Raw genomic sequence first — 24,234 nt, 5'->3', positions numbered from 1 at the left:
CGCCGTCCATGAACCCTGAAGCCACGCTCGACTTCGACGTCCTCATCGTGGGCAGCGGCCTGGCGGGCCTGTCCGCCGCGCTGCACCTGGCGCCCACCCACCGCGTGGCGCTCCTGACCAAGCGCACCCTGAGCGACGGCGCGAGCGGCTGGGCGCAGGGCGGCATCGCGGCCGTGCTGTCCGAGGACGACAGCTTCGATGCGCACGTGAACGACACCCTCACCGCGGGCGCCGGCCTGTCGGACCCGGAGGCGGTGCGCTTCGTCGTCGAGCATGCGCCGCAGACCATCGACTGGCTGCGCTCGCTGGGTGTTCCCTTCTCGCAGCAGCAGGGGCAGTTGCACCTCACGCGCGAGGGCGGCCACAGCGCCCGCCGCATCGCGCACGTGACCGACGCCACCGGCGCGGCGGTGCAGCGCACGCTGGTGGAGCAGGTGCGGCGCACCCCCAACATCACGGTTTTCGAGCGCCACATGCTGGTGGACCTGGTCACCGCCGGAAAGCTCGGGCAGTCGCCGCAGCGCTGCGTGGGCCTGTACGCGCTGGACGAGGCGCGCGACGAGGTGCTGGCCTTCCGCGCGCCCCTGACGGTGCTGGCCACGGGCGGCGCGGGCAAGGTGTACCTCTACACCACCAACCCCGACACCGCTACCGGAGACGGCATCGCCGCGGCCTGGCGCGCGGGGTGCCGCGTCGCCAACATGGAGTTCGTGCAGTTCCACCCGACCTGCCTGTATCACCCGCACGTCAAGAACTTCCTCATCTCCGAGGCGGTGCGGGGCGAAGGCGGCCGCCTGCTGCTGCCGGACGGCACGCGCTTCATGCCCGCGCACGACGCGCGCGCCGAGCTGGCGCCGCGCGACATCGTGGCGCGCGCCATCGACTTCGAGATGAAGAAGCACGGCCTGGACTGCGTGCTGCTGGACATCTCGCACCAGGGCGCGGACTTCATCCGCGCGCATTTCCCCACCATCCATGCGCGCTGCCTGGAGCTGGGCATCGACATCACGCGCGAGCCCATCCCCGTGGTGCCGGCTGCGCACTACACCTGCGGCGGCGTGCTCACCGACCTGGCAGGCCGCACCGACCTGCCCGGCCTGCACACCATCGGCGAGGCGGCCTGCACGGGCCTGCACGGCGCCAACCGCCTGGCCAGCAACTCGCTGGTGGAATGCATGGTGTTCGCGCGCTCGGCGGCCGAGGCGATCCTCGCCACCTCGCTGCCGCCTCCGCCGGACTTCCGTCCCTGGGACGACAGCCGCGTGACCGACCCGGACGAGGTGGTCGTCATCTCGCACAACTGGGACGAGCTGCGCCGCTTCATGTGGGACTACGTGGGCATCGTGCGGACCAACAAGCGCCTGGAGCGCGCGGCGCACCGCATCGCGCTGCTGCGCCAGGAAATCCACGACTTCTACAGCGCCTTCCATGTGAGCCGCGACCTGCTGGAGCTGCGCAACCTGGTCGAGGTGGCCGACCTCATCGTTCAGTCGGCGCGCCAGCGGCGGGAAAGCCGCGGCCTGCACTTCAGCCGCGACTACCCGCAGCGGGTGCCCGTCGCCACCCCCACGGTGCTCACCCCGCCCTGAGCCACGCCGCGCCCGGGCCAGCCCAGCGGTACGATTCCTACAGGCGGGACGGTAGCCCGCGCACAGGCTCGTCCCACGGGCCTGCCTACAGTGCCGTGATTCATCACGACACCGAGGCCCCTGCCATGCAGCATTCGACACTCGACAACCTGAAGGTCCAGGCCCAGGACCTCAAGCACCGCGTCCAGGCCTGGGATGCCAGCCGCGATGGCCTGCCCGCGGAGCACTGGATGGCCCTGGCGGGCGGCCTGGTGCTGTTCATGGCCACGCGGCGGGCATCGATCCCGGTCAAGCTGGCCGGCTCGATCCTGGCGTCGATGCTGGTGGTGCGCGCCGCGACCGGGCGCCACGGCCTGCAGGAGAAGCGCTGGCTGCCGCTTTGAATCAGGCGGCGCCGATATTCGGCACCAGCGCGCCTGCCGGGCGGCCGCTCTTGAGGGCGGCCGTGAAAGCCAGCATGCGGTCGATGGGAACCCGCGCACGCGCGCCCAGGTCCGGGTCCACGTGAATCTCGTTGGCGCCGGTCTCCAGGACCCGCGCCACGCCGGCCAGGCCGTTCATGGCCATCCACGGGCAATGCGCACAGCTCTTGCAGGTCGCGCTGTTGCCCGAGGTGGGCGCCTCGATGAAGCGCTTGCCGGGGTTGAGCGTGCGCAGCTTGTGCATCATGCCGTTGTCGGTGGCGACGATGAACTCCGTCGCGTCCATCTCGCGCGCGGCCTTGAGGATGGCGGAGGTGGAGCCCACCGCATCGGCCAGGGCCACGACCTCCGCCGGTGATTCCGGATGCACCAGCACCTTGGCAGCGGGGTGCTCGCGCATCAGTGCCTCCAGTTCGAAGGCCTTGAACTCGTTGTGGACGATGCACGAGCCGTTCCACATCAGCATGTCGGCGCCCGTCTCGCGCTCGATGTACTGGCCCAGGTGCCGGTCGGGCGCCCAGAGGATCTTGTGGCCCTTGTCCTTGAGCGCGCTCACGATCTCCAGTGCGCAGCTGGACGTGACCAGCCAGTCCGCACGCGCCTTCACCGCGGCGCTGGTGTTGGCATAGACCACCACCGTTCGGTCCGGGTGCTGGTCGCAGAACGCGCTGAACGCGTCGGCGGGGCAGCCCAGGTCCAGCGAGCAGGTGGCGTCCAGGTCGGGCATGAGCACGCGCTTTTCCGGCGAGAGGATCTTGGCCGTCTCGCCCATGAAGCGCACGCCGGAGACCACCAGCGTGCGGGCCGGATGGTCGCGGCCGAAGCGGGCCATCTCCAGCGAATCGCTGACCAGCCCGCCGGTCTCCTCGGCCAGGTCCTGCAGGTCGGGATGCACGTAGTAGTGCGAGACCATGACCGCGTTGCGCTCCGCCAGCAGGCGCCGGACGCGCGCCTTGAGCGCCTCGCGCTCCTCGGGCCCGGGCTCCTGCGGCACGCGGGCCCAGGCATGGCGCGTGTCGCAGGCAGCACCGGCTGGCTGCTCGTACTCCACGTCGAAAATCGGGATCACTGCACTCATGGGCGAGGGTTCGGTCAGGCGTCGTGCGGGACACATGCGGGCAGGCGGATCATCCGCAAGCCCACGCGCCAGGCGAATATGTCGGACAAGGGCCCGAGCATAGCCGCCCGCGCAGGCCATGCACCGCCGCGCCACAATGGCCGCATGAACCGTGAGTACGCCGCCCAGCCCCCCGAGCGCCGCGAGGTCGACGCCCTGCCCGGCCCCACGCTGCTGGAATTCGGCACCGCCTGGTGCGGCTGGTGCCGCGGCGCCCAGCCCGACATCGAAAAGGCCATGGCCGAGCACGAGGGCCTGAGGCACATCAAGGTCGAGGATGGTCCGGGCCGGCCGCTGGGCCGCTCGTATCGCGTGAAGCTCTGGCCCACGCTGATCTTCCTGCGTGACGGCCAGGAGGTGGAGCGCCTGGTGCGGCCCGATTCGAGCCAGGCCATCGCCCAGGCGCTACGCACGATCACCACGCCGGACTCCGCCTGAAAGCCTAAGGCGTCTCGGCCCGCGGCAAGCGGCCCATCAGGGCGGCCACCGCCTCGGGCGGCGTGAGGACGCCGTCCAGCAGGGCAACCACCGCGGCGCTGATGGGCATCTCAACCCCGAGCCGCGCCGCGCGCTGCACCACGGCGCGGGCGCAGTACACGCCTTCGGCCACGTGCCCGAGCGACTGCAGCACCTGCTCCAAAGTCTGCCCCTGGGCCAGCAGCAGCCCCACGCGGCGGTTGCGGCTGAGGTCTCCGGTGGCCGTGAGCACCAGGTCGCCCAGGCCTGACAAGCCCGTAAAGGTGTCCGCGCGTGCGCCGAGCGCCACGCCCAGGCGGCTCATCTCGGACAGGCCGCGCGTAATGAGCGCGGCCCGCGCATTCAGGCCGAGCCCGAGCCCGTCGCACAGGCCCGTGGCGATGGCCAGCACGTTCTTGACCGCGCCGCCCACTTCCACCCCGACCAGGTCGTCGTTGGCGTAGACGCGCAGCGCCGGGCCATGGAAAGCCTGCACCAGCGCCTCGCGCACCTGCGCGTCGGCGCTGGCGGCGACCAGCGCAGCGGGAAGGCCGCGGGCCACCTCCTGCGCAAAACTGGGACCGCTCAGCGCACCGCCCTTGAGCTGCGGCGCGACCTCGGCCTGTATTTCATGGCCCAGCAGCCCATCCGGGTGATCCGCCGCCGACTCGAAGCCCTTGCACAGCCAGGCCACCGGGACCGTGGCCTGCGCGAGCTGCCGCAGCATCGGCCGCAGCCCCGCCATGGGCGTGGCGACGATGGCCAGATCGTGGGCTTCGACGCGCGATGCGAGCTCGTCGAAGGGCGCATCGCTCACCGCCAAGCCCGCCGGCAGCACGACGCCGGGGAGGTAGCGGGAATTCTCGCGCTGCGCGCGCAGCGCCTGCGCCTGCTGCGCGTCGCGCAGCCACAGCCGCACCTCGTGCCGTGCCGACGCACTGACCGCCAGGGCGGTGCCCCAGGCGCCGGCGCCGAGCACGAGCAGCTTCATCAGGCGCTGGTGATGATGCCCGCGCCTTCCTGCTGCTGGGCGGCCTGCTGCTGTTCGTACATGGCCTGGAAGTTGATCTCGGCCAGGTGCACGGGCGGGAAGCCGGCGCGGGTGATCAGGTCGGCCACGTTGCCGCGCAGGTAGGGGTAGATGATCTGCGGGCAGGCGATGCCCATGACGGCGTTCATCTGCTCGGCGTCGATGTTGCGGATCTCGAAGATCCCGGCCTGCTTGACCTCGGCCAGGAACACCGTGCGTTCCTTCAGGCGCGTATGCACGGTCGCGGTGACGCAGACCTCGAACACGCCTTCGGCGGCCTGCGAGGCTTCCACGCCGAGCTGGATGTCCACGCCGGGCTGTTCCTGCTCGAGCAGGATGGCGGGCGAGTTGGGCTGCTCGAGCGAGGCCTCCTTCAGGTAGACGCGCTGGATCTGGAACACGGGGTCTTGGGATTCGGCCATGGAAAGTGTCTTTCAGTCGTGAAGAGGCCCGCCGGCAGCGCAGGGTGCCGGCGGGCACGATCGGGGATTATCTCAGGCGGCCCCGCAGGACCACGCGATCAGGCGCCCTGCAGCAGGGGCACCAGCCCGCCGCGGCCGTCGAGGGCGATCAGGTCGTCGCAGCCTCCCACGTGGGTGTCGCCGATGAAGATCTGCGGCACGGTGCGCCGGCCGGTGATCTCCATCATCTTCGTGCGCTCCTGGGGATCGGTGTCGATGCGGATCTCGTCGATCTGATCGACGCCCTTGGACTTGAGGATCTGCTTGGCGCGAATGCAGAAAGGGCAGACGGCCGTGGTGTACATCTTGACGGGTTGCATGGGGGAGGGTCTTGCTTTCAGGCTTTCTCGACCGGCAGGTTAGCGTCTTTCCAGGCCCGCAGCCCGCCGCCCAGGACTTGGGCCTTCTCGTAGCCGAGTTTCTTGGCCAGCGGCAGCGCCCGGTTGGCGCGTGACCCCGAGGGGCACACCAGGATCACGGGCACGGCCTTGTTCTTCACCACCTCGGGCAGGCGCTGCTCGAACTGCGCCAGCGGCACGTTCCGCGCGCCACCGGCATGCTGCTGCGCGAACTCCTCGGGATCGCTCACGTCCACCAGCACACCGCGCTCGCGGTTGATCAGTTGCACCGCGTTCGCGGGGTTGATGCCGCCTCCGGTGCCGCCCTTGACGAGCGGCCACGCGAGCATGCCCCCGGAGAGCAGGGCCACCGAAATCAGCATCCAGTTGTCGATCAGGAAATTCACTTTGCACCTTTACAGCCCGCTGGCACCCGCCAGCAGGGCAACCCGCGATTCTAGAATCCCGGGTTCCTTCCTTTCCCCCGCACACGACGGCCCATGCACAAACTCGTCCTCGTTCGCCACGGCGAATCGACCTGGAACCTCGAAAACCGCTTCACCGGCTGGACCGACGTGGACCTCACGCCCACCGGCATCGAGCAGGCCAAGAACGCCGGCCGGCTGCTGCGCAGCGAGGGCTACGACTTCGACATCTGCTACACCAGCGTTCTCAAGCGCGCCACGCGCACGCTCTGGCACTGCCTGGACGAGCTCGATCGCACCTGGCTGCCGGTCACCCACTCCTGGCGCCTGAACGAGCGGCACTACGGCGCGCTGCAGGGCCTGGACAAGGCCGAGACCGCGCGCAAGTTCGGTGACGAGCAGGTCCTGGTCTGGCGCCGCAGCTACGACGTGCCCCCGCCCGCGCTGGAGCCGGGCGACCCGCGCAGCGAGCGTGGCGACGTGCGCTACGCCAAGCTCGACACCGAGCAGGTGCCGCTGACCGAATGCCTCAAGGACACCGTGGCACGCGTGCTGCCGTTCTGGAACGAGACCATGGCCCCGGCGATCCGCGCCGGCCAGCGGGTGCTCGTGGCGGCGCACGGCAATTCCATGCGTGCGCTGGTGAAATACCTGGACGGCATTTCCGACACGGACATCGTGGGGCTCAACATCCCCAACGGCATTCCGCTCGTGTATGAGCTGGATGCGCAGCTTCGCCCCATTCGCCACTATTACCTCGGCGATGAAGAGGCGGCCAAGGCGGCGGCCGCGGCGGTCGCTGCGCAGGGCAAGGGCTGATTTCGGCCGGCCGGGAATTTCCCGGTTGCCGCCGGATCGGACCCGGTCCGCAGCACGGCGTCCGACGCCGCTACGCGGATTTTTCGCACGCCCTGTGCAGCGCTCATGGAACCACCCGGTAACCATTGCGTCATAGCGCTATCCCAGGTGTATAAATTGCAGGTCAAGAGGACACAAGCACTTCCATGAGCCAGAAACTCAAGATTGCCGGCTGGATTTCCGTAGGCGCACTGGCCGGAGCGCTCACCACGGTTTCGTTGCAAACCGCCGCCCGTGGCTCGTTGGCCCCGCTCCCGCTGGAAGAACTGCAGCAGCTCGCCGCCGTGTTCGGCATGGTCAAGAGCGACTACGTCGAGCCGGTGGACGAGCGCAAGCTCATCACCGATGCCATCTCCGGCATGGTGGCCAGCCTCGATCCGCACTCGCAGTACTTCGACAAGAAGTCCTTCAAGGAATTTCGCGAGGGCACGTCCGGCCGCTTCGTCGGCGTGGGCATCGAGATCGCTCAGGAAGAGGGCCTGGTCAAGGTGGTCTCACCCATCGAAGGCTCGCCCGCCTTCCGAGCGGGCCTGCAGCCCGGCGACCTCATCACCAAGATCGACGACGTCGCCGTGAAGGGCCTGACCCTGTCCGAGGCCGTCAAGCGCATGCGCGGCGAGCCCCAGACCAAGGTGATGCTCACCATCTACCGCAAGGACGAGAGCCGCACCTTCCCGGTCACCATCACCCGCGAGGAGATCAAGACCGTCTCCGTCAAGGGCAAGGTCGTGGAACCCGGCTACGGCTGGATCCGCCTGTCGCAGTTCCAGGAGCGCACGGTCGACGACTTCGTGCGCAAGGTGGAAGAGCTGTACAAGGCCGACCCTGCCCTGCGCGGGCTGGTGCTGGACCTGCGCAACGACCCGGGTGGCCTGCTCGACGCGGCGGTGGCCATCTCGGCGGCTTTCCTGCCCGAGGGCGTGACCGTGGTGTCCACCAACGGCCAGCTGCCCGAGAGCAAGTTCGTCTACAAGGCCTCGCCCGAGTTCTACCAGCGCCGCGCCGGCGCCGACCCGCTCAAGCGGCTTCCCGCCGCCCTCAAGACCGTGCCGCTGGTGGTGCTGGTCAACGAAGGCTCGGCTTCGGCCAGCGAGATCGTGGCCGGTGCGCTGCAGGACCACAAGCGCGCCACCATCCTGGGCAGCCAGACCTTCGGCAAGGGCTCGGTGCAGACGGTGCGGCCGCTGGGCCCGGACACCGGCCTGAAGCTCACCACGGCGCGCTACTACACGCCGCTGGGCAAGTCGATCCAGGCGCGTGGCATCGTCCCGGACGTGCTGGTGGACGAGAGCGAGGAAGGCAACGTCTTCGCCATCCTGCGCACCCGCGAGGCGGACCTGGTCAAGCACCTGGGCAACGACAAGAGCCCCGAGGCGAAAGACCCGCTGCGCGAGAAGGCACGCGAGGAAGCCATGCGCCGCGCCGAGGAAGAGTCCCGCAAGCCCGTGGCCGAGCGCGCCAAGATGCCCGAGTTCGGCAGCGACAAGGACTTCCAGCTCAAGCAGGCGCTCAACCAGCTCAAGGGCCGTCCCGTGCTGATCAGCAAGACCCAGGTGGTCGAGGAAAAGAACGCCAAGAAGGAAAACTGATCCTTCGTGCTCCCCACCCAGCCGGCGGCCGAAAGCCCGCCGGCTTTTTCGTTTGTAATCGCCGCATGACGGACGACGAGCTGCTGCGCTATTCGCGCCACATCCTGCTGGAGGAGATCGGGGTCGAGGGACAGGAGCGCCTGTCGCGCGGACGAGCGCTGGTGATCGGCGCCGGCGGCCTGGGCTCGCCGGTGGCGCTCTACCTCGCCGGGGCCGGCATCGGGAGCATCACCCTGGTCGATGGCGACACGGTCGATCTCACCAACCTGCAGCGGCAGATCGCGCATTCGCAGGCACGCGTAGGCCAGCCCAAGGTCGAGTCGGCGCGGCAGGCCATGCTGGCCCTGAACGCCACCACGCACGTGCGCACGGTCGAGCAGCGTGCCGATGCGGCGCTGCTGGGGGAACTGGTCGCGGCCAGCGACGTCGCCATCGACTGCAGCGACAACTTCGCAACGCGCCAGGCGCTCAATGCCGCCTGCGTGCGCCACCGCGTGCCCCTGGTCTCGGGCGCGGCCATCCGCTTCGACGGCCAGGTGGCGGTGTTCGATTCCCGCGCGGCAGACGCCCCCTGCTATGCCTGCGTCTTCCCGCCGGACGCGCCGGTGGAGGAAACGCGCTGCGCGGTGATGGGCGTGTTCGCGCCGCTGGTGGGCATCATCGGCAGCATCCAGGCGGCCGAGGCACTCAAGCTGCTGGCCGGCGTGGGCGAGCCGCTGCGCGGGCGCCTGTCCATGCTGGACGCCCGGCGCATGGAATGGAACGAAATCCGCGTGCCGCGCAATCCCCGCTGCCCGGTGTGCGGCGAACGCTGAGAACCGTCCGCCTCAGGGGCGTTTGCCCCGCGCCGGTGGCGCAGCAGGCGGCGCAGCAGGCGGTGCCGGCGGCTCCTGGCGCGGCATGGCCGCCTGCTTGAGCACCTGCGCGCAGTCGGCGTCCTCGCCCGGCCCGGTCTCCACCGTGGCAGCCAGGCCGAGCAGCGGGTTGATCGCGGCCAGCGCCACGGCAATGGCCGCGCGGCCGGCCACGGCGGCGCGGTCCACGCTCGCATCCAGCTGGGCCAGCGTTCCGGTCAACTTCAGCGGCGAGCGCAGCGTGAGGATGCTCGGGTCCTTGGGATACGGACGGAATTCCAGCTCCACGCGTTCGCTGCCCAGGTGGATCAGGCCGTGGCCGTAGATCACCGTGTCCGCCGTGTCCAGCACCAGGGCGCGCGAGCTCATCAGGCCGTTGTCGACCGCGAAGTTCGCCGCCGCGCAGCGAAGGAGCACGCGCTGGTCCCGGCCCATCATGAACTTGATGATCTCCGCACCGTCCAGGCCGAGTATTTCCAGCAGCAGGTTGCTGATCCGCCCTTGCCCCATCAGCAGCGCCACTTCGCCGGAGGCGCTGCCCAGCAGCTCGGCCACGCTGTCGCCCTGCCCGGCCAGGCTGAGCCGGCCGCGCACTTGTCCCGCGCTGGCCCGGTTCAGCTCGGCCGCGGTGAACATGCGGTCCAGCCGCAGGCCCTGCGCCGTCAGTTGAAGGCGTGCCTGGACTGGCCGGCTCGCGCCGGCCAGGCGGAGATCACCGGCCACGCGCCCGCCCGCGATACCGAACTCCAGCGGATCCAGCGTCAGCACCCCGTCCTGCAGCCGCACGTGGGTGGCGATCCGGTCCAGTGGCAAGGGGCGTGCATCGACCACGCGGTCGGCCGAGAACTGCACGTCGGCATTCATGCGCGTGAGCGCGGCCACGCTCAAGCGCGTCTGCGGCAGCACCCGGTCACCGCTCCGGGGGGACGCCGCAGGCGCCTTCGCGTTCCGCTGGGCGGCGCCGCGTGCCGGCTTGCGATCCAGGCCCACCAGCGGCGCCAGGTCGTCGAAGTCCAGCCGACGTGAATGCAGGGAGCCGGTGAGCTGCGGCACGTCACCCGAGTTGTCGTAGGCCAGTTCACCCGAGATCGGGCTGCGTCCGATGACGGCGCGCAGGTCCGTGGCCTGCCAGCGCTGCGCCTGGTGGCGCAACCGCGACTCCAGCGTGTAGGCCGGCGTGGCCGGCAGTACCAGGCCGGTGACACCGTTCAGGTCGGCCAGGTTGCGGCCGCTCAATGCCAGGGTGATGTCCGCGCCCTCGAAGCCCACGAGGCTGCCGATGCGTCCGGCCGCGCGCAGGGAGCTCTTGCCCGAGGTGGCGTAGATCTCCGCCGGGAACGGCTCGGCGCCGCTTTGCCGCAGGGCCAGCACGTTGCCGGCCCGTCCCTCGATCACGACCGATTCGCCGCGCCAGCGCCCTCCCCCGCGGAAGCTCAGCGGCAGCATGGCCGCGTCCGGTGTCTTCGGTTGCCCTTCCAGGACGAAGTCGGCGCGCAGGTCGGCGCCGTACTGCGGCGCGATGAAGCGCAGGCTGCCCTGGTCGAGGGCCATGGCGCCCACCTGCATGCCCCGTTCGCGGCCCTCGCCGCGCTCCAGGCTCCAGCTTCGGCGCCCGTCGGGCAGCAGCTCCAGACCCAGCCGAGGACGCCGCAGCGACACCCAGGGCAGCTCCAGCCGTCGCTGCAGGATGAGCGGCAGCAGCTTGATCTCCACTTCGGCTCGTTCGGCTTGGACCAGGTACCGCTCGGTCGCCCATTCGGGATTGCCGACCACCAGGCCCTCGGCGATCACCCGAATCGGGAAACCGAAGCGCACGTCCAGCCGCCGCGTGATCTCGAAGTGCCGCCCCGTGCGTTCGGACACGTAGCGGTTGAGCGGGCCGCGCATCCAGTCCCAGGGGAAGACGACCGGCAGCGCGACCAACAGCAGGAGGATGAGGAGGGCCCAGGCCAGGATCCGCTGCCAACGCCAGCGCGCGGCGCCGTGGGGGGCAGCGGAATCGGCGCGCATGGGCCTCTTCAGGACGGCTCCAGCCAGGACACCAGCAGGCGCCATGGCGGCGGCCCTGGTTGCGTGAAGGCCTCGAAGTCCAGGGACGGAATGCCCCAGCCACCCGGCGCGCCGAGGGCCAGCAGCCCCGCCAGCAGCAGGGTGCCGAAGAAGATCATCAGGGAACCGACGAAAAGCCTCAGGGTCACCGCACACCTTCAAGCCGGCGGGCCGGCTGTTTCGTGCAGTGTGTGGGGTGAGGATTTGTAGCGCCGTCGGTGCGCCGCGCCAAGGACTGTGAGCCGGTGCCTACAGCCGAAAATCGGGAAGGTAGGAAGGAATCGCAGCGAGCGGCTGGAGCTGCCGCCGAGCATCGCAGCCGCGCAGGGGGACGGCGAGAAACGCAGGCGCCTGATCGGCCTGCGCCGTGGATTCACTCACTCACGCGATCAGTCGATCAGCTTGTTCTTGAGGGCGTAGTAGGTCAGGTCGCTGTTCGAGGTGAGCGACATCTTTTCCATCAGGCGCGTGCGGTAGGTGCTCACGGTCTTGACCGACAGGGACAGGGCCTTGGCAATGTCGCCGGCCGTCTCGCCCTTGGCCAGCTTGAGGAACACCTGGAACTCGCGCTCGGACAGCTGCTCGTGCGGAGCGCCGCCTTCCTTGCGGTTGAGCTGCTGCGCGAGCAGCTCGGCCACGGCGGGGGAGATATAGCGACGGCCCAGCGCGATGGTGCGGATCGCGTTGACGATCTCCATGGGCTCGCATTCCTTGTTGAGGTAGCCACTCGCGCCCTGCCGGATGAGGTTCATCGCGTAGTGCTCCTCCGGGTAGCCCGAGAGGATGAGGATCCCCACGTCGGGCGCCTTCGCGCGGATCATGCCCAGGGCATCGATGCCGCTCTGGCCGGGCATGGACAGGTCCATGACCAGCACGTCCAGCTCGGTGGTGCGCACCAGGTCGATGGCCTCCCGGCCGCTGGCCGCTTCGCCCACCACGCGCAGATCCACCTGTTCGGAAAAGAACTGCTTCAGTCCCGACCTGACGATGGCGTGGTCATCCACAATGCCGACTTTGATCATGTCTCTTCTCTTTCCTCGCCTGTTGCTCGGGACTCCGAGGGCGACTGAAATGTCCTACCCTTTTAACATGACGAGCCTGGATTCTATGCACAACGGGTGCGCCGTGGAGCGGGTCTGATGGCGCGGCGCGCCTGGCCTCGTACCGCGATCACCTTGCTGCTTGCCGTGGTCGCGCTGGGGACGCTCATCGCGATCAACGAACTCGGCTTCCTGCGCTCAACCGCAGCGCTCAGCGAAATCACCAATGCCGCCCGCACCCGCGGCGCCCTCAACCGGGCCATGCAGCTGGTGCTCGACGCCGAAACCGGCTCGCGCGGCTTCCTTCTCACGGGCGAGCCCAAGTACCTGGAGCCCTATGAGCGCGCCGTGGCGGAAATCGGCGAGCACCTGGACGAATTGCGCAGCGTCTACGCAGGCCAGCCGCAGGCGCGGGCTACCCTGGTGGAGATTTCGCGCGAGGTACAGCGCAAGCTGGCCGAGATGGACCTGCTGGTGCGGATGCGCCAGCAGGGCAACGACGACGCCTGGAAGTTCGTGCTGATGACGGACATGGGCATGCGGCACATGGACGCGATCCGCACGCAGGTCGCCGAGCTGGTGGACACCGCCACCGCGCGCATCGAGGCGAGCCAGGAGCAGGTGCGCCGCTCGCTCCTGCTGGCCCGCGTGGGGATCGGCCTGGTCGCTTTCGTCGCGCTCTTCGCGTTCTACATGTACCTGCGCCAGACCAATGCCCTCAAGGCCGCGGGCGAGCGGCAGCAGGACGCGCTGCAGGCCGAGCGCGACCTGCTGGAGCAGCAGGTGCGCGAACGCACGGCCTCCCTGCGCGAACTGGCCACCCACCTGCAGCAGGTGCGCGAGCAGGAGCGCGGCCACCTCGCGCGCGAGCTGCACGACGAGCTGGGCGCGCTGCTCACCGCCGCCAAGCTGGACGTGGCGCGACTCAAGTCGCGCCTGGGCACGCCTGCACCCGAGGTGTCGCAGCGCCTGCAGCACCTGACCGACACGCTCAACAGCGGCATCGCCCTCAAACGCCGGATCATCGAGGACCTGCGGCCGTCCTCGCTCACCAACCTGGGCCTGTCCTCCTCGCTGGAGATCCTGGCGCGCGAGTTCTCCGAGCAGGCGGGCGTGGAGGTCGCCACCAGCCTGGAGCCGGTGGAACTGGACGAGGCGCGGCAACTGACCGCGTACCGGCTGGTCCAGGAGTCGCTCACCAACGTCGCCAAGTACGCGCAGGCCCGGCATGTCGAGGTGAGCGTGCATGCCTACACCAACGTGGTGGAGGTCAGCGTGCGCGACGACGGACAGGGCTTCGACGTGGGCGGCATCCGGCCTTCCACGCATGGCCTGGCGGGCATGCGCCACCGGGTCGAGGCCGCCGGAGGGCGCCTGACCGTCACCTCCGAACGCGGCAAGGGCACGCGGGTGCTGGCCGTGCTGCCGCAGACGCCCGAAGCCAAGCCGCTGCAGGCCCCCACCGCAAGCTCCTGAACTGCTCGTCAGCGCGTCGGTGGGCTCCTACGAGGCCACCCCGCACCTGCCGACAAGCACTCACGCCCGATGCTTATCGGGGACGGCTGACCTTGAGCCGTACCCTCGTGTCGTGCCATTTCACCTCGCCGCCCTCGCGGGCGGAACACCAACAACCAGGACGAGAGGATCCGCCATGTTCAACCGCAGCAAGAGCAGTCAGTACGCCGACCAGGCGAGCGCATCGGCGCATCGCGCCGTCGATACCGCGCGGGACTACGCCGCGCAGGCGCTGGAGCGCACGGCCGAACGCATGCGGGACCTGCGCTACGGCGTGGCCGACCGCGCCGGGGCGGCGCAGCGCCAGGCCGGCGTGTATGCCGATGCCACGACGCGCTACGTCGCCGAGCAGCCGGTGAAGGCCGCCATGATGGCCGCCGCGGTCGGCGCCCTGGTCATGGCGGTCGTGCTCACGGCCCGCCGCCGCCGCTACTACGACTGAGCGCGGACGGCCCGACCATGTTCCATCCCATCTTCTCGGTCCTGCTCAGGAAGCCCGAGCTCGTGGCCGACCATCTTTCGAGCTACGCAGGCCTGGTGCGCGACGAGGCGCGGGACGTCGGCTCCGAGCTGGCCAAGCGAGCGGTCGCTGGCGTGCTCGCCGCCGTGTGCCTGCTCGTCTTCCTCGTGCTGGCGGGCGTCGCCGCCATGCTGGGGGCGATCGCGGGCTTCCACTGGATGCTGCTGGTCGTTCCCGGGGTCTTCCTCGTGATCGCCATCGTCGCCGGCCTCGAAGCCAAGAAGAAGCTGCCCAATGGCGCCTTCAAGGAGCTTCGCTCGCAGCTCAATGCCGACGCGCAGGCCCTGCACACCCTGGGGGCGCAGTCATGAGCGAAAACAGCCACCGCCTGGAGCAGTCGCGCCTGGCCATCCTGGAGCACATCCAGCGCAAGCAGGAAAGCCCCGGCATGATCCGCTCGGCGCTGAACAAGGCGGCGCAGGCCGCCGGCTTGTCGCGCTCCGCGGGGCCCTCGCCATCGCCCGAAGTGCGCAAGGCCAACGAACCTTTCGAGCAGGCCGCCGCCGAGGCGCGCATCGAGGCGGCCGACCGGGCCGAAGCGCTGGACTATGCGGGACCGGGGGCCGAGTCGGACCCGGCGGCTCGCCACGCCGAGCGTGCGCACCGCCTCTTCAGCGGCCGCTTCGCCGGGCTGGGGGAGGCGGGCCGCGCCTACTGGCAGCACCATCCCGCGCGGCTCGTGGTCGAACTCGCGACCCCTGCCCTGTCCTCCTATGCACAGCGCCGACCCTTCACCTTCCTGGCCGCGTCGGCTGCTGTCGGCGCCGTGATCTGGGTGGCGCGGCCCTGGCGCCTCATCTCGCTGAGTGGATTGGCCCTGGCGGCCCTGCGTTCGCCCCAGCTGTCCTCGGCGCTCATCGCCGCGGTCTACGGCCCCGGCGAGGAGGAGCCCACCATGCCGCCGCCGCCCTGACGCCGCACCGCGCTTTCCCGCAGCACACACCATCATCAACAAGGAGTCTTCAATGAAACAAGCCCGTATCGTCCTCCTGGCCGCCATGACCGGCCTGGCCGTCCTCACCACCGCCGGCTGCTCGGTCGCGCGCGACCAGACCACCGTCGGCGGCTACGTGGACGACAAGGTCACCACCGCCCGCGTCAAGGCCAAGCTGCTGGAAGACCGCACCACCGGCGGCATGTCGATCAACGTCGACACGCTCGACGGCATCGTCGCCCTGTCCGGCTTCGCCAAGTCGCCGTCCGAGAAGGCCCAGGCCGAGGCGCTCGCCCGCACCACGCCCGGCGTGCGCCAAGTCGTGAACAACCTGATCGTGCGGCCCTGACCGACGGGTCTTCGGTCCTCATCCCGCATACCATGCGGGCATGAGGATCTTCCGCTGCGACCACTGCGGCAACGCACTGTTCTTCGAGAACGTCAGGTGCCTGCGTTGCAGCAGTGAGCTCGCCTTCCTGCCCGATCGCATGGCCCTGTGCGCGATCGAGCCCGCAGAGGTCGCGGGCACGTGGCGCCGCAAGGGCGGCGCGGACCCGGGCCGCTGGCGTCCCTGCGAACACACGCGCACGCGCGCCTGCAACTTCGGCGTTGCCGCGGACGACCCCAATCCCCTGTGCGTCTCCTGCCGGCAGACGCGCAGGCTCCCGGACCTGTCCATCCCCGACAACCGCCGGCGGTGGTTCCGCATCGAGGTCGCCAAGCGGCGCCTCTTCTTCACGCTGGCGCGGCTGGGCCTGGTGGACACGCGGCCTGCGGGGGGCGAGTCGACCGGACCGCGTTTCCACTTCCTCGCCAACCTGCCCCACGAGCCGGTGCTCACTGGGCATAGTGACGGCGTCATCACGCTCAACGTGGCCGAAGCCGACGACGACGAGCGCGTGCGCCGGCGGCTGGCGCTGCACGAGCCCTATCGCACCCTCCTGGGGCATCTGCGCCACGAGTCCGGCCACTTCTACTGGGAGCAGCTGATCGACCAGGCCGGCCGCCACGAGGACTTCCGCCGCGCCTTCGGCGACGAGCGCGCCGACTACGCGGCCGCGCTCGACCGCCACTACACCCACGGTCCTCCCGCGGGGTGGCAGGAGCGGCACGTGAGCGCCTATGCCACCTCACACCCCTGGGAAGACTGGGCGGAAACCTGGGCGCACTACCTGCACCTGGTGGACCTGATGGAGACGGCCTCGTCATTCCAGACGCAGCTGGCCCTGCCGGGCTTCGAGACCGAGCAGGTGCCGGACCCCTTCGCCGGTGCGCCGCTGGACTTCGATTCGCTGCTGCGCCACTGGCTGCCGCTCACGGTCCTCGTCAACAGCCTCACGCGCAGCCTCGGCCAGGAGGATGCCTATCCCTTCGCGCCAAGCCCGGCGGCGCTGGACAAGCTGCACTTCGTGCACGACCTGATCCACGCCCAGGCTGCGCCGCGCTGATGGCGGGAGCGGCCATGCAGCGCGAACCCGCCCCCGTGCCGGCCCCGCAGGACATCAGCGAGGTCGTGCTGCGCGAGAAGTACTGCAAGGGCGACGAGCGCAGCGAAGCCGAGGTGTTCGCGCGCGTCGCCCGCGCGCTGGCCAGCGTCGAGGCCCCGGCCCTGCAAGGCGAGTGGCAGGCGCGCTTCCTGGCCAACCTGCAGGCGGGTGCCATCGGCGCCGGACGCATCATGAGCGCCGCCGGCAGCGGACTGGACGCCACCCTGATCAATTGCTTCGTGCAACCGGTGGGCGACAGCATCCAGGGTCGCGACGACGAGGGCCAGCCCGGCATCTACGAGGCGCTGCGCGAAGCCGCCGAGACCCTGCGCCGCGGCGGTGGCGTCGGCTACGACTTCTCGCGCATCCGGCCGCACGGCGCTCATGTCGGCGGCACCGGCTCGGTCGCGAGCGGGCCCTGCAGCTACATGGACGTCTTCGACCGCTCCTGTGCCACGGTGGAAAGCGCCGGCGCCCGCCGCGGCGCGCAGATGGGCGTGCTGCGCATCGACCACCCGGACATCCAGGCCTTCGTCGCAGCCAAGCACGACCCGGCGCGCTGGCGCAACTTCAACGTCTCCGTCGGCGTGCCCGACGCCTTCATGCAGGCGCTCGCGGCCGGCGCCGACTGGCCGCTCGTCCACCGCGCGCGCCCCGGCCCGGCGCAGCTCGCGGCCGGCGCGCACCAGCGCGAGGACGGCCTGTGGGTCTACCGCCACCTGCCCGCCCGCACGCTGTGGGACGAGGTCATGCGCTCGACCTACGACACCGCCGAACCCGGCGTGCTGTTCCTCGACGCCATCGCCCGCGACAACAACCTCGCCTACTGCGAGCAGATCGCCGCGACCAACCCCTGCGGCGAGCAGCCGCTGCCGGCCTATGGCTGCTGCGACCTCGGCCCCCTCATCCTGCCCCGCTTCGTGCGCCACCCCTTCGGCCTGGACGGCGTGGCGCAATTCGACTTCGCGGCCTTCGAGCAGGCCGTGGCCGTGCAGGTGCGCGCGCTGGACAACGTGCTGGCGCTGAGCTTCTGGCCCCTGCCCCAGCAGCGCGAGGAGGCAATGGCCAAGCGGCGCATCGGCGTGGGCTTCACGGGCCTGGGCAACACCCTGGCCATGCTGGGCCTGCGCTACGACAACGATGCGGGCCGCGCCATGGCCGCGCGCATCGCCCGCCACATGCGCGATGCGGCCTACCGCGCCTCGGTGGCGCTGGCGCAGGAGAAAGGCCCCTTTGCGGCCTTTCGCGCCGAAGGCTACCTGCGCCCGGGCAGCTTCGCCTCGCGCCTGGACGCACCGCTGCGCGAGGCCATTGCGAAGCACGGTATCCGCAACAGCCACCTGCTGTCCATCGCGCCCACGGGCACCGTGAGCCTGGCCTTCGCGGACAACGCCTCCAACGGCATCGAGCCGCCCTTTGCCTGGACCTACCGGCGCCACAAGCGGGAGCCGGACGGCAGCACCACCGTCTACCAGGTGCAGGACCACGCCTTTCGCCTGTGGCGGTCCCTGGCGGGCGAGGAGGCGCCGCTCCCGCCGGCCTTCGTCTCGGCCCTGGAACTCGCGCCAGCGGACCACCTGGCCATGGTCGCGGCAGTGCAGCCCTTCATCGACACCGGCATCTCCAAGACGGTGAACGTGCCGGCCGACTGCCCCTGGGAGTCGTTCCAGGACCTGTACCGGACCGCCTGGGCCAGCGGCCTCAAGGGCCTGTCCACCTACCGCCCCAGCGCCGGCCGCGGCGCGGTGCTGGAGACGGCCCAAGCCGCGCCGGACGAGCCTGCTTCCGACCCCATGCGCGCCGTGATCGCCCGCCGCCCGCCCGGCGCGCTGCCCGCGGTGGCCGAGAAGATCGAGTACTGGACCCGCGAGGGCCGCCAGACCCTGTACCTGCTGGTGTCCTTCCTGCCCGTGGAGGGCGGGCGCGAACGGGCCATCGAGTTCTTCATGCCGGTGGGCCAGCGCAGCGAATCGCAGCAATGGATTTCGGCCTGCATGCGCATGCTCTCGCTGGCCGCGCGCGGCGGCTTCCTGGAGCGCGCGCTGTCCGACATGCGCAAGGTCGCCTGGGACCAGGGGCCCGTGCGCCTGGGGACGCTGCGGCGCGCCGACGGCACCGAGGTCCCGCGCTGGCACGACTCCGAGGTGGCGGCCATCGCGTATGCGGTGCAGAACATCATCGCCCGGCGTTCGGACGCCTCCGTGCCCGGCCTGGCAACGCCCGAGCCCGCGCCCAGCGTGGTGGCTGCGGACGCCGGCGGGCGGCGCTGCCCGGAGTGCGGCGCGCACGCGCTGGTGCGGCGCGACGGCTGCGACTGGTGTGGCCAGTGCGGCTATCTCGGCAGCTGCGGCTGAGCGTGCCCGCTCAACCCACCGACACCAGCAAGGCCCCGTACAGCACCACGCCCGCCAGGAACGCGCTGAACCGGCTCTCCCGCTCGCCCGGCAGTTCCTCCTTCATCACGTTCATGACGATGCCGCCGGCCAGCAGCGCGACGGCCACCTCCACCGTCAGCGGCGGCAGGGGCGCGAACAGCCCGGTGAGCCAGCCCAGCACCACGGCCGCCGCCAGCAGCCAGCGGCCGTGGCGCTGGTAGCGGGCGCGATGGTGGTTGCGCAGCCCGTAGTCGTTGACGAGGAAGTGCAGCGCCAGGGCCACGCCGTAGAGGACCAGCTCGCCGAGGCTGCCCTCCTCCCGCGTGGCCAGCAGCACGCCGACGGCGAAGTTGTAGATGGCGAAGGCCGAGATGTGCAGCGTGTACACGCCTTGCGGCGTGGACTGCCCCTCGTCGATGCCGACCCCGCCGCCGCGCGAGCGGCAGGCCAGGCGCTCCAGCCCGTAGAACAGGGTCAGGCCCGCCAGCGCCATCAGGTAGATGTGGTGGTTCAGCCAGCCGCCGATTTCCAGCATCTGCTCCAGGCGCTGCTGGCTGCGCTGCAGGTCCGGCAACAGGTGCAGGAAGACGTAGGCCACCGAGACCCCGCCACCCACGGACAGCCACACGCTGCGCGGCGTGCGGCTGAGAAAGCGCAGGCGCCCGCCGTAGGCATGCACCAGCGCGAAGGCGAACACGATGCCGGCCGCCACCCCGTCGAGTGCCATGGCGCCCTCAGCCTCCGGCATGGGCAGCCCCTTTCTCCGTGCTGGAACAGCAGACAAGTCGCATGGCCGGACCATGCTGCGGCGCCCGCCGCCCCGCCCGGGTGGGCACGGCGCGACAGCGCGCGTAGGAAAAGACAAGAGCCTGGGCTGAGCACCGGTCCGCACACGGGACGAAAGAATGGCCGGGCAGCGTGACGCCACCCGGCCATGATGCGCACGTGAGGCGGACCGTTCAGGCCCGCCGCATGCCGAACGTCAGCTGGACTTGACCACCTTCAGCTCGTTCTTCACTTCCTTGACGTTCTCCACGTTGCCCGCGATCTCGGCGGCGCGCTTCTTGGCCTCTTCCGAGGGCACGGTGCCCTTGAGGGTCACCACGCGCTCCTTGGTCGCCACGTCCAGGCGCTTGTCGCCCAGGTCCCGGTCCACGGACAGGCCCGTCGTCACCTTGGTGGTGATGGTCAGGTCGGCCGCCGTGCCGTCGGCATTCATTCCGCCGGCGCTGCTGGAGGAGGACTTGTCCGCGCTCGACGAGGCCGCGCCCATGCTCGAGGTGCCCGAGCCGGTGCTGCCCGAGGACGCGCCTGCGCCCATGGTCGAGGAACCCGAGCCGGTGCCGGCCGTGTCCTGCTTGATCTCGAGCTCGTTCTTCACGTCCTTCACGCCGGCCACATAGCGGGCGATCTCCCCGGCCCGCTGCTTGGCTTCCTGCGTCGGCGCATTGCCCTTGAGCGTGACCACGCCAGCTTCGGTGTCCACGTTGATGCCGGTGGCGCTCAGGCGCTTGTCCACCGACAGGCCGGTGTTCACCTTGGCGGTGATCTGGGCGTCGTTGATCTCGCCGGTGATGCCGGTGCGTGCCGTGTCGGACGAGCCCGAGGCACCCGCGGCGCCCATGGACTTCGTGCCCGAGTCGCTCGTGGCCGCCTTGTCGGCGCTGCCGCTGCCTTGGGAGGACGATGCGGCGCTGCTGCCCTGCGCCGAGGTCGAGCCGGAGCTGCCCATGGCCATGGTCGCGCGCTCGGGTGATTCGGCGCGTTCCATCTTCTGGTCCTGCCAGTTCACGCCTTTGTCGGAGCCCTGCGAGGCCGAGGCGCCGGCGCTGGCCGTGTCACGATCCTGCTGCGGCGGCGTGGCCTGCGCGATCTCCGTGCGGGCCTGGCTCATGTCCTGACGCACGTCCTGCGCTTGGCTGCGGACCTCCTGGCGCGCGTCCTGCAGGTTGGACTGGCTTTCCTGGCGCGCCTCGGCCACGGTCTCCTGGGCATCACGACGCGCTTCCTGCAGGTTCTGCTGCGCCTCGGTGCGAGCCTCCTGCACGTTCTGCTGGGCCTCCTGGCGCGCCTGCGCCAGGTCTTCACGCGCCTGCTTCAGCTCCTCGCGGGCCTGCTGCATTTCCTGCTGCAGCTGCGCGTAGTCCTGGCGGATTTCCTGCGCCGCCTGCTGCGCCTCGCCCTTGGCTTCCTGCAGGGTCTCGGTGGTCTGCTGCTGCGCCTGGTTGAACTCCTGCTTGACCTGCTCGCTGGCGGTCTCCATGGCCTGGCTGGTGGTCTTCTGCGCTTCCTGCAAGGCCTGCTGGGCCTGGTTCTCGGCCTGGTTCAGCGTCTGCTGCGTCTCCTGCTGCGCCTGCTCCACGGCCTGCTGCACGGGGCGCTCCTCGGCTTCCGGCTGCGCTGCGGCCTGCGTCGCAGGCAGGTTCGCGTCGGGCGCGGTAACCACCGGCGCGGCGGCCACGGGCTGGCCGGTCGTCGTCGGCGTGACGGAGGTGGTTTCGATCTCGCGGTCGCCGCAGCCCACCAGGGCCAGCAGCACGGCAGCGGACGAGGCCGCGGTCAGGGTCTTGTAGCGGTTGAATTTCATGGGTCACTCCTTGGGGACATGCGGGGCGCGACGGGGTGCGCCCTCGGGTGGACCCGATGTTGGCCGCGTCCCGAGCTGCCGGCGTTGGACACCATGCCATCTGCCCGTAGGACAAACGCAAGCGCCGGCCTGCGTTCCGTCCGGCCTGCCGTCAGCGCGTGGACTCGGCCTCCATCGCGCGCAGCATGCGGTCCAGCCGCTCGGAGAGCTGCTCGGTCGTTAGCTTCTCGCGAAAGCGCTCCACCATGAGCGGCAGGCTCAGCGGACTGGCCGTCGCCAGCCCCACATGCTCGATGCGCTGCACCCGCATGCGCGCCAGCGTCGCCGCCAGGCGCGTGATCTCCAGCTCCTGCCCCAGCACTTCGCGCTCGGCCTGGGTGATGAGGAGGTTGCCCGCGTCCCACTTGCGGAACACTTCGTAGAAGAGGCCGCTGCTCGCCTGCAGCTGGCGCGCGCTGCGCGGCTGGCCCGGGTAGCCGGTGAACACCAGGCCGGCGATGCGCGCGATCTCGCGGAAGCGCCGCCGCGCCATCTCCGAGGCGTTCAGCGAGGCGAGCACGTCGTGCAGCAGCTCGCCGTCCTCGAACAGGCGTCCGGCCAGCAAATCGTCCAGCGCGAAGGGCTCGGCCGCGAGCAGCTCGAAGCCGTAGTCGTTCACCGACAGGCTGAAGGTGTTGGGCCGCTCGCGCGCGAGGCGCCAGGCCAGGAGGCTCGCCAGGCCCAGGTGCACGTGGCGGCCCGCGAAGGGATGGATGAACACATGCTGCCCTTCGCGCGATCGCAGGCTTTCCACCAGCAGCGTGTCGGGCGTGGGCAGGCGTGAGAGGCGCGCCTGCGTCTGCAGCATGGGCCGCGCGGCCTTGAGCTCCGGGTCCGGGAAGCGCCCGTCGGCGGCCAGCTGCATCACCTCCAGCACTGCCCGCCCCATCTGCGCCGACAGCGCCATCTTGCTGCCCTGCCAGGTGGGAACCGTCCCCTTGCTGCGCGTGGGCCGGCGCACGTAGGCCACCATCTCGCGCAGGCGCACGAACTCCAGCAGGCGCCCGGCGAAGTAGAAGCAGTCGCCGGGCCGCAGTCGGGCGATGAAGCCTTCCTCCATGGTGCCCAGCGTGGCGCCGCCCACGTACTTCACCTGCAGGTTCGCGTCGCTCACGATGGTGCCGATGCCCATGCGGTGGCGCCGCGCGATGCCGCGGTCCGGCACGCGCCACAGGCCCTCCTCGTCCCGCGCGATGCGGTGGTAGTCCGGGTAGGCGGTCAGGCTCTGGCCGCCGCGCGCGCAGAAGGCCATGGCCCAGTCGAACTCCTCGCGCGTGAGCTGGCGGTACGAATACGCCGCGCGAACTTCCTCGAACACGGCGTCCTCGTGGAAGCCGCCGCCCAGGGCCAGGGTGACCAGGTGCTGCACCAGCACGTCCAGCGGCTTGTCCGGCGGTTCGCGGCTTTCCAGCTGCCCCGCCCGCATGGCCCGCCGCACGGCCGCGGCTTCCACCAGCTCCAGGGCATTCGTGGGCACCAGCGTCAGCCGGCTGCGGCGGCCCGGCGCATGGCCGCTGCGCCCGGCGCGCTGCAGCATGCGCGCCACCGCCTTGGCCGAGCCGATCTGCAGCACGCGTTCGACCGGCAGGAAGTCCACGCCGAGGTCCAGCGAGGAGGTGGCCACCACGGCCTTCAGGCGCCCCTGCTTGAGGCCGTCCTCGACCCAGTCGCGCGTGGCGCGGTCCAGAGAGCCGTGGTGCAGCGCGATCTCGCCGGCCCAGTCCGGGCGCGCCTGCAGCAGCAGCTGGTACCAGATCTCGGCCTGCGAGCGCACGTTGGTGAAGACCAGCGTGGTCCCCGAGCGCGCGATCTCCTCGGCCACGGGCTGCTGCATCTGCGCGCCCAGGTGCCCCGCCCAGGCATGGCGGCCGGGGTCGGGCGGCAGCAGGGTGTCGATCACCAGGTCCTTGTGCACCTTGCCCTGCACCCGCGCGGGCTCGCTGCCGGGGCCGCACAAGGCCTGCGCGGCCAGCGCCATGTCGCCCAGCGTGGCCGACAGGCCCCAGCTCACCAGCGCCGGGTTCCACACGCGCAGCCGCGCCAGCGCCAGCTGCACCTGCACGCCGCGCTTGCTGCCCAGGAGCTCGTGCCACTCGTCCACCACCACATGGGACACGCCCCCCAGCTCCGCGCGCGCGTTCTCGCGCGAGAGCAGCAGGCTCAGCGACTCCGGCGTGGTCACCAGAACCTGCGGCAGGCGCCGGTCCTGGCGCGCGCGCTCGGCCGAGGGCGTGTCGCCGGTGCGCAGGCCCAGCGACCACGCGGGCAGCAGATCGCTCAGCGGCTCGGCCAGGGCCTTGGCCGTGTCCGAGGCCAGGGCGCGCATGGGCGTGATCCACAGCACGCGCAGGCCCGGGGCCGTGCCGGACGCCTCGCCCGCCACGGCCTGCACGATGCCCAGCCACACCGCATAGGTCTTGCCGGCCCCGGTGCTCGCATGCAGCAGCCCGCTGCGCCCGGCCGCCACGTGGCGCCAGACCTCGCGCTGGAAGGCGAAGGGCTTCCAGCCGCGTGCGGCCAGCCACTGCGACGCCAGGGCGCGCTTCACT

The 24,234-nt window shown here is 70.5% G+C and carries 24 protein-coding genes; 13 read left to right on the top strand and 11 right to left on the bottom strand.

The annotated features are described in order from the left end of the window. The first annotated feature begins 8 nt into the window (after positions 1–8). Together nadB and EZ242_RS09020 are read left to right on the top strand one after the other, a co-directional pair. A complete protein-coding gene (gene nadB, locus EZ242_RS09025) occupies positions 9–1,589 on the top strand; it encodes an L-aspartate oxidase (RefSeq protein ID WP_135284803.1) in 1,581 nt (526 codons plus the stop codon). A 125-nt stretch (positions 1,590–1,714) separates the two neighbouring features. Continuing rightward, positions 1,715–1,972, top strand: a complete 258-nt coding sequence (locus tag EZ242_RS09020; RefSeq protein ID WP_135284802.1) for a hypothetical protein — start codon at positions 1,715–1,717, stop codon at positions 1,970–1,972. A 1-nt stretch (position 1,973) separates the two neighbouring features. Here the strand turns inward: EZ242_RS09020 and nadA are convergent, their stop codons facing one another. Next, complete coding sequence (gene nadA / locus EZ242_RS09015; RefSeq protein ID WP_135284801.1) at positions 1,974–3,089, bottom strand: quinolinate synthase NadA; 1,116 nt, start codon at positions 3,087–3,089, stop codon at positions 1,974–1,976. 144 nt (positions 3,090–3,233) lie between these two features. Between nadA and EZ242_RS09010 the strand changes: the two genes are divergently transcribed. Then, complete coding sequence (locus tag EZ242_RS09010) at positions 3,234–3,566, top strand: thioredoxin family protein (protein WP_135284800.1); 333 nt, start codon at positions 3,234–3,236, stop codon at positions 3,564–3,566. Positions 3,567–3,570: 4 nt separating this feature from the next. Here the strand turns inward: EZ242_RS09010 and EZ242_RS09005 are convergent, their stop codons facing one another. From EZ242_RS09005 to EZ242_RS08990, 4 genes are all read right to left on the bottom strand, one after another. Beyond that, the gene (locus EZ242_RS09005; RefSeq protein ID WP_135284799.1) at positions 3,571–4,575 is read right to left on the bottom strand and encodes an NAD(P)H-dependent glycerol-3-phosphate dehydrogenase; all 1,005 of its coding nucleotides are present in this window, start codon (positions 4,573–4,575) and stop codon (positions 3,571–3,573) included. After that, positions 4,575–5,036: a protein-export chaperone SecB gene (secB, locus tag EZ242_RS09000; RefSeq protein ID WP_135284798.1), complete on the bottom strand. Its 462-nt coding sequence runs from the start codon at positions 5,034–5,036 to the stop codon at positions 4,575–4,577. The genes EZ242_RS09005 and secB overlap by 1 nt, the downstream gene beginning before the upstream one ends. 98 nt (positions 5,037–5,134) lie before the next feature. Further along, positions 5,135–5,395 carry a glutaredoxin 3 gene (gene grxC, locus EZ242_RS08995; protein WP_135284797.1) on the bottom strand — a complete coding sequence of 87 codons (261 nt, stop codon included), beginning with the start codon at positions 5,393–5,395 and terminating at the stop codon, positions 5,135–5,137. A 17-nt stretch (positions 5,396–5,412) separates the two neighbouring features. After that, positions 5,413–5,820: a rhodanese-like domain-containing protein gene (locus EZ242_RS08990; protein WP_135284796.1), complete on the bottom strand. Its 408-nt coding sequence runs from the start codon at positions 5,818–5,820 to the stop codon at positions 5,413–5,415. 93 nt (positions 5,821–5,913) lie between these two features. Here EZ242_RS08990 and gpmA point away from each other — a divergent pair, with 93 nt between their 5' ends. From gpmA to EZ242_RS08975, 3 genes are all read left to right on the top strand, one after another. Then, positions 5,914–6,657: a 2,3-diphosphoglycerate-dependent phosphoglycerate mutase gene (gene gpmA, locus EZ242_RS08985; RefSeq protein ID WP_135284795.1), complete on the top strand. Its 744-nt coding sequence runs from the start codon at positions 5,914–5,916 to the stop codon at positions 6,655–6,657. Between the two features lie 185 nt (positions 6,658–6,842). Beyond that, complete coding sequence (locus tag EZ242_RS08980) at positions 6,843–8,285, top strand: S41 family peptidase (RefSeq protein ID WP_135284794.1); 1,443 nt, start codon at positions 6,843–6,845, stop codon at positions 8,283–8,285. A gap of 65 nt (positions 8,286–8,350) precedes the next feature. After that, positions 8,351–9,100 carry a HesA/MoeB/ThiF family protein gene (locus EZ242_RS08975; protein ID WP_135284793.1) on the top strand — a complete coding sequence of 250 codons (750 nt, stop codon included), beginning with the start codon at positions 8,351–8,353 and terminating at the stop codon, positions 9,098–9,100. A 12-nt stretch (positions 9,101–9,112) separates the two neighbouring features. On the opposite strand, the gene EZ242_RS08970 is transcribed toward EZ242_RS08975, so the two are convergent. From EZ242_RS08970 to EZ242_RS08960, 3 genes are all read right to left on the bottom strand, one after another. Next, the gene (locus EZ242_RS08970) at positions 9,113–11,149 is read right to left on the bottom strand and encodes an AsmA family protein (RefSeq protein WP_167784698.1); all 2,037 of its coding nucleotides are present in this window, start codon (positions 11,147–11,149) and stop codon (positions 9,113–9,115) included. Positions 11,150–11,157: 8 nt separating this feature from the next. Further along, positions 11,158–11,337: a hypothetical protein gene (locus EZ242_RS08965; protein WP_135284791.1), complete on the bottom strand. Its 180-nt coding sequence runs from the start codon at positions 11,335–11,337 to the stop codon at positions 11,158–11,160. Positions 11,338–11,577: 240 nt separating this feature from the next. Next, entirely contained in the window at positions 11,578–12,210 is a 633-nt protein-coding gene (locus tag EZ242_RS08960) for a response regulator (protein ID WP_135284790.1), read from the bottom strand. 117 nt (positions 12,211–12,327) lie between these two features. Between EZ242_RS08960 and EZ242_RS08955 the strand changes: the two genes are divergently transcribed. The 7 genes from EZ242_RS08955 (at position 12,328) to EZ242_RS08925 (ending at position 19,038) form a co-directional block, all read left to right on the top strand. Beyond that, entirely contained in the window at positions 12,328–13,704 is a 1,377-nt protein-coding gene (locus EZ242_RS08955; RefSeq protein ID WP_135284789.1) for a CHASE3 domain-containing protein, read from the top strand. A 175-nt stretch (positions 13,705–13,879) separates the two neighbouring features. Next, positions 13,880–14,185 (top strand): hypothetical protein, encoded by a 306-nt coding sequence (locus EZ242_RS08950; protein WP_135284788.1) that lies wholly within the window; start codon positions 13,880–13,882, stop codon positions 14,183–14,185. A 17-nt stretch (positions 14,186–14,202) separates the two neighbouring features. Continuing rightward, on the top strand, positions 14,203–14,574 hold the full coding sequence (locus EZ242_RS08945) for a phage holin family protein (RefSeq protein ID WP_135284787.1): 372 nt from the start codon (positions 14,203–14,205) through the stop codon (positions 14,572–14,574). Beyond that, on the top strand, positions 14,571–15,176 hold the full coding sequence (locus tag EZ242_RS08940) for a hypothetical protein (protein WP_135284786.1): 606 nt from the start codon (positions 14,571–14,573) through the stop codon (positions 15,174–15,176). Before EZ242_RS08945 ends, EZ242_RS08940 begins: the two co-directional genes overlap by 4 nt. 52 nt (positions 15,177–15,228) lie before the next feature. After that, a complete protein-coding gene (locus EZ242_RS08935; RefSeq protein WP_135284785.1) occupies positions 15,229–15,546 on the top strand; it encodes a BON domain-containing protein in 318 nt (105 codons plus the stop codon). 40 nt (positions 15,547–15,586) lie between these two features. Next, positions 15,587–16,645 (top strand): zinc-binding metallopeptidase family protein, encoded by a 1,059-nt coding sequence (locus tag EZ242_RS08930; protein ID WP_135284784.1) that lies wholly within the window; start codon positions 15,587–15,589, stop codon positions 16,643–16,645. A 14-nt stretch (positions 16,646–16,659) separates the two neighbouring features. Beyond that, complete coding sequence (locus EZ242_RS08925; protein ID WP_135284783.1) at positions 16,660–19,038, top strand: adenosylcobalamin-dependent ribonucleoside-diphosphate reductase; 2,379 nt, start codon at positions 16,660–16,662, stop codon at positions 19,036–19,038. A 10-nt stretch (positions 19,039–19,048) separates the two neighbouring features. Here the strand turns inward: EZ242_RS08925 and EZ242_RS08920 are convergent, their stop codons facing one another. From EZ242_RS08920 to EZ242_RS08910, 3 genes are all read right to left on the bottom strand, one after another. After that, entirely contained in the window at positions 19,049–19,786 is a 738-nt protein-coding gene (locus tag EZ242_RS08920) for a hypothetical protein (protein ID WP_205960624.1), read from the bottom strand. A gap of 255 nt (positions 19,787–20,041) precedes the next feature. Beyond that, positions 20,042–21,646, bottom strand: coding sequence for a BON domain-containing protein (locus EZ242_RS08915; RefSeq protein WP_135284782.1), 1,605 nt, complete (start codon positions 21,644–21,646; stop codon positions 20,042–20,044). Positions 21,647–21,797: 151 nt separating this feature from the next. Beyond that, positions 21,798–24,233, bottom strand: coding sequence for a ligase-associated DNA damage response DEXH box helicase (locus EZ242_RS08910; protein ID WP_135284781.1), 2,436 nt, complete (start codon positions 24,231–24,233; stop codon positions 21,798–21,800). Position 24,234 lies beyond the last annotated feature (1 nt).

This window comes from Ramlibacter rhizophilus (genome assembly GCF_004681965.1).
Taxonomy (GTDB): domain Bacteria; phylum Pseudomonadota; class Gammaproteobacteria; order Burkholderiales; family Burkholderiaceae_C; genus Ramlibacter; species Ramlibacter rhizophilus.
This window is presented reverse-complemented; position numbering and strand designations above follow the sequence as displayed.